General features: G+C 68.1%; 7 protein-coding genes and 1 pseudogene. 2 read left to right on the forward strand and 6 right to left on the reverse strand.

Features of this window, described 5'->3' with window-relative positions; genetic code table 11:
* Positions 1 to 109 precede the first annotated feature (109 nt).
* The 5 genes from AB0M27_RS46190 to AB0M27_RS46210 all read right to left on the reverse strand — a co-directional run bounded on the left by AB0M27_RS46190 (position 110) and on the right by AB0M27_RS46210 (position 4,922).
* Positions 110 to 436, reverse strand: coding sequence for an MmcQ/YjbR family DNA-binding protein (locus AB0M27_RS46190; protein ID WP_060895192.1), 327 nt, complete (start codon positions 434 to 436; stop codon positions 110 to 112).
* A 58-nt stretch (positions 437 to 494) separates the two neighbouring features.
* Entirely contained in the window at positions 495 to 1,499 is a 1,005-nt protein-coding gene (locus AB0M27_RS46195; RefSeq protein ID WP_365732163.1) for a zinc-binding dehydrogenase, read from the reverse strand.
* A gap of 45 nt (positions 1,500 to 1,544) precedes the next feature.
* Positions 1,545 to 2,171 carry an NADPH-dependent F420 reductase gene (locus AB0M27_RS46200; RefSeq protein ID WP_365732165.1) on the reverse strand — a complete coding sequence of 209 codons (627 nt, stop codon included), beginning with the start codon at positions 2,169 to 2,171 and terminating at the stop codon, positions 1,545 to 1,547.
* 105 nt (positions 2,172 to 2,276) lie between these two features.
* The gene (locus AB0M27_RS46205; RefSeq protein ID WP_365732173.1) at positions 2,277 to 3,251 is read right to left on the reverse strand and encodes a zinc-dependent alcohol dehydrogenase family protein; all 975 of its coding nucleotides are present in this window, start codon (positions 3,249 to 3,251) and stop codon (positions 2,277 to 2,279) included.
* A gap of 522 nt (positions 3,252 to 3,773) precedes the next feature.
* Positions 3,774 to 4,922, reverse strand: coding sequence for a site-2 protease family protein (locus AB0M27_RS46210; protein WP_365732175.1), 1,149 nt, complete (start codon positions 4,920 to 4,922; stop codon positions 3,774 to 3,776).
* A 217-nt stretch (positions 4,923 to 5,139) separates the two neighbouring features.
* Between AB0M27_RS46210 and AB0M27_RS46215 the strand changes: the two genes are divergently transcribed.
* The gene (locus AB0M27_RS46215; RefSeq protein WP_365732180.1) at positions 5,140 to 5,436 is read left to right on the forward strand and encodes an antibiotic biosynthesis monooxygenase; all 297 of its coding nucleotides are present in this window, start codon (positions 5,140 to 5,142) and stop codon (positions 5,434 to 5,436) included.
* A gap of 142 nt (positions 5,437 to 5,578) precedes the next feature.
* Here the strand turns inward: AB0M27_RS46215 and AB0M27_RS46220 are convergent.
* A pseudogene (locus tag AB0M27_RS46220) lies at positions 5,579 to 5,746 on the reverse strand (GAF domain-containing protein); the annotation flags it as partial.
* Between the two features lie 168 nt (positions 5,747 to 5,914).
* On the opposite strand from AB0M27_RS46220, the gene AB0M27_RS46225 reads away from it, so the two are divergent.
* The coding region (locus AB0M27_RS46225) for a helix-turn-helix domain-containing protein (protein WP_365732182.1) at positions 5,915 to 6,092 on the forward strand (178 nt) is incomplete at its 3' end.

Genomic DNA, 6,092 nt, shown 5'->3' on the forward strand with positions numbered 1-6,092 from the left:
CTAGAGAAACGCCCTCCAGGCGGCCACACCCATGTCCGCCCAGGTCAGAGGCCAGATTCGATCCTCCAGGTCACCGAATTAAGTCGAACCCGGGCTGGACGCGCGGGGCTCATGGTGCGACCAGGTCGTGACTGTCCCCTATCAGCTCCCGAATCAGTTCGTCCGGGACATCGCCAGCCAACGAAATGTTGACCCAGTATCGCTTGTTCAGCTTGTACGCCGGGTGCACTGCCTCGAAGCGGTTCTGCAACTCGGCGACCCGCTCCGGATCGGCCTTGACTGTCACCTGGTCGTCGGGGAACTCATGGCCACTGAGGATGGCAAACACCTTATTGTTCGCCGCCGTCTTGAACACCACGCGGTCCGGGGCGAACGGACGCGACTCGCTGACTCCGGCGAAAGAGAGCGCCAGCTCCCGGACGTCGTCCACGGTCATGGCTATCTCGCTTCCATAACTAGAGTTATAGGACTCCCGCCCTTGGTAGCAGCGGCTACTAGGGGCGGATGAGGACGGTGCCGACCTTGCCGGGCTGCACCGCGTGCTTCACGGCGGTGGCCAGCTCGCCGAGGTCGTACGTAGCGGCCACGTCGAACTGGTCCTTGAACGCCAGCGCGATCAGCGTCGCGGCGACCGCGTCCGATGCCCGCCTCTCGGCGGATGCCTCGTACAGCCACCGGCCCAGGTTCGCGCCCCGCACCGTCAACGACTGGTAGAGCAGCGTCGACGCATGCACCGAGATCGGCTCCTCGGCGAGTTCCCCGTAAATGACCAGTTTGCCGCCCGGCGCCAACAGGTCCAGAAGGCTTTCCGTCAGCTTTCCGCCGACCGGGTCGAAGGCCACACTGAGCGGGCGGCCGCCGGCTGCCTTGCGGACCTCGTCGGCCCAGCCCGGATTCTCTGTCGCCACGACCGGGACGTCCGGGAACCGCTTGCGCAGCTCGGCGGCGCCGAGGTCACTGCGGACGACGTTGACCAGGCCCACGTTGTGGTACTGCATCACGCCCGTCACCAGCCGCCCGACCGACGAGCCAGCGGCGGCCTGCACCAAATATCCGTCGTATCCCAAGGCCAGGTGCTGCTCCGCCTCACGGCGCAGCATCACCGCGGTGAGCGGGTTCGTCAGCATCTGCGCGGCGACCTCGTCCGACAGCTCATCAGGCACGGGGACGACCATCTCGGCGTCCGCCAGGATCCACTGTGACCATCCCCCCGGCAGGGGAAAGACGGTTACACGGCCGCCGACCTCGACGCCCGGAGCCACGCGCGTATCCGGGCCGATGGCCTCCACCACGCCGGTGGCCTCGACACCGACTGGAACCGGCTCAGGTGCCGTCCCGGGGTAGGCCTCGACGGCTAGGAGATCACCACGGTGGACGGGGAAGGCCGTGGTGCGGATGAGGACCTGACCGTGCGCAGGCGCTTCCGGCTCAGGCTCCTCGATGACGGTCAGGACGTCGGCGGGCAACCCACCGCGGGTGTAGACGACACGACGGTTCATGATTGTCCTCCTGTGCGCTGGTGTGCATGGGGCTTGGCCGGGGCGTCAGCCGACGTCCATGAGCAGCAGGTGCTTCGCGCTGAGTGCTCCGTCCAGCTGCATCAGCCGGCCTCCCTCCCGTAGACCGCCGAGGTCCAGGGCGGCGAATCCGAATTCGTCGAGCAAGCCGGCCACGGCCGCCTTCGCCTCGGCGTCGTCGCCCGCGTAGAAAACCACCTGGCGGCCTTCCTCGTGCTGGGGGTCCGCAGCGATGAACGCGGCGAACAGGCTGTTGAACGCCTTCACGATCCGCGCTCCGGGAAGGCGCTGGGCGACCCATTCACTGCCCGTGAGGTCACCGACGTCGTACCGGCCGCGCCAGGGGTTGGCCGCCGCGAACTGATTCGTCGTGTCGACGACGATCTTCCCGGACCAGTCGGTAAGGCTGGTCAGGTCCGGTACGGCGGAGAACGGCACCGCGAGGAAGACGAGGTCCGGCTGCGCCGCCTCCCCGGCTGTCACGGCGTGCACCTTCGGCCCCAACTGCTCCACGACTGCCTCGAGTGTCTCCGGGCCCCGGCTGTTGCCGATGAGTACCTCATGTCCGTGACGGACGGCCTTGTCGGCGACGGCCCGGCCGATCTCTCCCGCACCGAGAATGCCGATAGTGCTCTGTGCGGCCATGCTGCCCATCCTTGATCGTGTGTCGGGGGTCGGTGCCCCGGCAGCGGCTGTGTGATCGGCTCCGGCCGCTTCCTGCCGGGACGATCCCGGCCTCGGCGGCAGGTGCGGCGGCGCCTACGCGCGATGCGGGTTGAAGTCCAGGAGGACCTTGCCCTTCTCCCGGAAATACGCGAGCGCCTCGGGAAAATCCGCCGCCTTGTAGACGGGCGCGGAGGGCAGGACGAGTCTTCCCTCGGAGACCAGCCGCGCGGACTCCGCGTTCAGTGCCGGAAGCCGGGGAAGGAACTCGTCCTGGTACATCCAGAATTCTGTCGTGGTGATGTTCTTCGTTCGCAGCACGTCAGGATCGGGCGTGAACGGCTGGCCGCTCAGATACCCGTAGATCGCCAGCAGGGCGCCGTCGGTCAGTACGTCCAGCAACAGTGCAGTCGCCGCACCGCTGACACCGTCAAGGCCGAGTAGCACCGGATCGGAGCCGATGGCTTCCCGCACGCGCGCGCCGGCGTTCGCCGAGTCGACCACCACGATGTCGGCGCCGAGATCACGGAGTTCGCTCAAGAGTTCCGCGCGGCGAACGATGTTGATCGTCCGCAGCCCTCGTTCCTTGGCGAACACGATGAAAGACCGGCCCACACCGCTGTTGGCCGCGTTCTGCACCACCCAGGAACCGGCCGCAAGGTCACGCAGGCCGACCAGGAGCCCCGCGCTGACGGGATTGATGGTGAGCATCGCTGCCTGTTCAAGACTGATGGACTTGTCCACGACGGTCAGGTCTGCCGCCTCGGCCACCACCCGCTCGGACCAGGAAAAGACGCCGAAGGGAAGCAGGACCCTGTCGCCGGGGCTGACCTCCATGACACCGGGCCCTACGGAGACGACCGTCCCGACGCCCTCGTTTCCGATGGCCGTCGGCAGCTCAGGGCGTACGGGGTAGATGCCTTGGGCCAGGAGAAGGTCGTGGTGGTCGAGCGGGGCGTACTCGACCTGGACCAGCGCCTGTCCGGCGGTGGGAGCCGGGGGCTCGGGCACGTCCACCACCTTCAGGCTCTTCTCCGGCTCCCCGAACTGAGTGAGGTGAATGGCGAGCATGGGACACGACTCTCGCTTCGTCGCAATTCGAGACATCGCTTTGGATGCCGACGGCCCGGTCCCCGAGGGCTTCCACGGACGAACCGACGGGCTGTAGCCAGACCGATCCCGGTCGAGCGGCCACCAAACTGACCTTGCGGTCAAGCTGTCCCAGGATGTCCACTTCTTCCTCGATGTAGCTCATCCGGAGACCTGCAATGAGCACAGCAGGCCGACACGCGGCAACCCATGCCCGTCCACCTTGTGACGCCCTCGTCGACGACGGAATGCTCCGCCACGCCACCTCACGGACCGCACGGTTTAGTGAGATTTGTACCTACTAGTAAAGAACCCGAACCGGGGCACTGCAACCGGAGAGGCACTCGCCCACACCGCGCACCGGTGACAACCCCGGCACCGACAGGTCCGGCCCGAAAGGAATGCCCATGGCCACCTCCAGTGCCCACGCCATACACCTCGTACGAGGAACATTGTCCGCTTCACATCGATTCCTCGCCCGTCGCACCAGTCACACGGACACTTTTACGGCGGCCCGGGGAACGGCGGAGCAGTGGACCGAAGCCCGACGTGGCGACGGGAGCGGTCGATGTCGTGCGCGGTGATGATCCCCAGGAGCCGGCTGTCGTCCATGACCAGGATGGGCAGGGGGCGGCCCTCGGTGCCGACGCGCTCCAGGGCGGAGGTCAGCAGTTCGTCCGGTGCGGCGAGCGCACACCGGGACAGCGGGGTCGCCACGTCTCGTGCCCGCAGCGAGGCGCGCTCCCCGAACGGCACGGCGGCCAGCCGGCGCAGCTGTACGACGCCACTGGGCCAGCCCTCGAAGTCCAGCAGCGGCAGCACCGAGTGCCGTGCCTGGGGCGCCACCTCGCTGAGGAAACGGTCGACGGTCAGCCAGTCCGGACCGGTGACCACCGGAGTGGTCATCGTCTGCCCGACCCGGACGCCCCGCAGGGCCGTGACCAGTTCGGCCCACCGGCGTTCGGCCGCGGCGACGCCTGCGACGAACACGCCGACGAGGATCAGCCACAAGCCACCCGACAGGCCCCGGGCGAAGGCGAGCCAGCCCAGGACGCCCAGTGCCATGCCGACGACCTGGCCACTTCGCCCCGCCGCCCGCTGGGCCCGCTCGCGATCCCCCGTACGCCACCACAGCACGGCCTGCAGCAGTCGGCCGCCGTCCAAGGGTGCGGCGGGCAGGAGATTGAACACACCCAGCACCAGGTTCGTGCCACCGAGCCAGCCCAGCACGGCGACGAGGATCCGCCAGCCCGGTGCCGCTTCCACCGCAGCCGCCGCACCCAGGCCGATGCCGCCGAGCAGCAGGCTGGCGAGCGGCCCGCTGACAGCGACCATGAACGCCGTCCGTGCCGTCGTCGGCCGGTCCATCCGGGTGAATCCGCCGAGTGCCCACAGCGTCACGTCCCGCACGGATATCCCCGCCCGGCGGGCCACCAGCGCATGCGCCGCCTCGTGCACCACTAGACTCACCAGCAACAGCACGGCTCCGGCCACTCCGGCCACCGCGTACACCACGGGTGCCAGGCCCGGCGCGTACCAGGGCAGCGTGCGGGCAGCCAGACCGTACGCGAAGAACAACATGATCAACGGCACGCTCCAGTGGGCCCGCAGCACCAGTCCTCGCACACTCCCGAGCCGGATCGAACCCCTCATCGTCCTCACCGCCGACGACTCGTGCCTTCCGACCGCACGTGTCCTCCTTCCATGGTCCACCGCCGGTCGCAATCACGGAACGCCGCATGTCACCGGGCCTGCCATCACGGACGGCCGAGGCCGGCCCCGCCACGCAGGCAGTGGCGGCGATCCGCGCCTACGGTGGTCGAAAAGAACTCGACGAGCCGAACGAACCGGCGTTGCGGAGGAGGCAGCGATGGAAGAGCACTTCGTCTGGGTGACCACCCGCCGCATCCGACCGGACACCCTGGAGGACTTCGAGCGGACGTGGCGGCCGACCCCCTCTCCGCAGGGCCTTCGCCGTGCCTACGCCTACTGGTCCGAGGACGGACAGGAGATCACCGGCGTGTCGTTCTGGGAGTCCCGGGAGGCGTGCGACGCCTGGAGGTCCTCCGAGCACGAGGCGCAACGGCGCACGGCCATGGCACCCTTCGTCGTCGAGGAACGGGAAGGCTTCTACCACGGCCGAGAACTCGCCATCCCGCATCGATAGCCGGGCAGCCGATCGTCTTCCTCCAGAAGTGCGGCGATGTGGCCTGGAAGAGGGCACGTAGCAGCGCGGGTACGCGCCCGCAGTGCTGGACGGCCGCGCCGGGAGTTCCAGGGCGGCCGCGTGCGGGTCCGGCAGCGCCTGGTCAGCTGCGACGGCGCGCCGACTCCTCCAGCCACTCGACCAGTTCGGCAGCCATGGCCTTGATGGTTTCCAGCCCCTTACGCCCCCACGGCTGAGGGTCCTGGTCGACCACGCAGATCGTGCCGAGTACCACGCCGGCGCTGTCTATCAGCGGTGCGCCCAGGTGGGCGGCCGGTCAGACGGACGGCTGCGGCAGGGCGCTGAAGCGGCCGGCGGGGGTGCGGTGCAGCCAGCCTCGGTCAGCCAGGCGCCTGAGCTTGTCGCGCACCGGTTCGACCTGTCCAGGCTCAACAACTTCGTTAGCTATCCCGGGTGTTGTGCTCGTATAGTTCTGTGCATGGAGTTGCTGCGGTTGTCCAAGGCTGCGAAGTGTCTCGGGATACACACGTTGACGCTTCGTCAGTGGGCGTTGGACGGCAGGATCCCGTTCACGTGGGTCGGCCGTGAGCGCCGGTTCTCCTCGGTGGACGTGGAGAACATGAAGCGCGGCAGCGACTTTTCAACTGCGCGTCCGC

The sequence above is a fragment of the Streptomyces sp. NPDC052107 genome, from assembly GCF_040680215.1.
Classification (GTDB): Bacteria; Actinomycetota; Actinomycetes; order Streptomycetales; family Streptomycetaceae; genus Streptomyces.

What these genes read in the sequence shown, in the direction of transcription:
- AB0M27_RS46215 (WP_365732180.1), top strand. Translation starts at nt 5,140, where the DNA reads ATGGAAGAGCACTTCGTCTGGGTGACCACCCGCCGCATCCGACCGGAC.
- AB0M27_RS46205 (WP_365732173.1), bottom strand. Translation starts at nt 3,251, where the DNA reads ATGCTCGCCATTCACCTCACTCAGTTCGGGGAGCCGGAGAAGAGCCTG.
- AB0M27_RS46190 (WP_060895192.1), bottom strand. Translation starts at nt 436, where the DNA reads ATGACCGTGGACGACGTCCGGGAGCTGGCGCTCTCTTTCGCCGGAGTC.
- AB0M27_RS46200 (WP_365732165.1), bottom strand. Translation starts at nt 2,171, where the DNA reads ATGGGCAGCATGGCCGCACAGAGCACTATCGGCATTCTCGGTGCGGGA.
- AB0M27_RS46195 (WP_365732163.1), bottom strand. Translation starts at nt 1,499, where the DNA reads ATGAACCGTCGTGTCGTCTACACCCGCGGTGGGTTGCCCGCCGACGTC.
- AB0M27_RS46210 (WP_365732175.1), bottom strand. Translation starts at nt 4,922, where the DNA reads ATGAGGGGTTCGATCCGGCTCGGGAGTGTGCGAGGACTGGTGCTGCGG.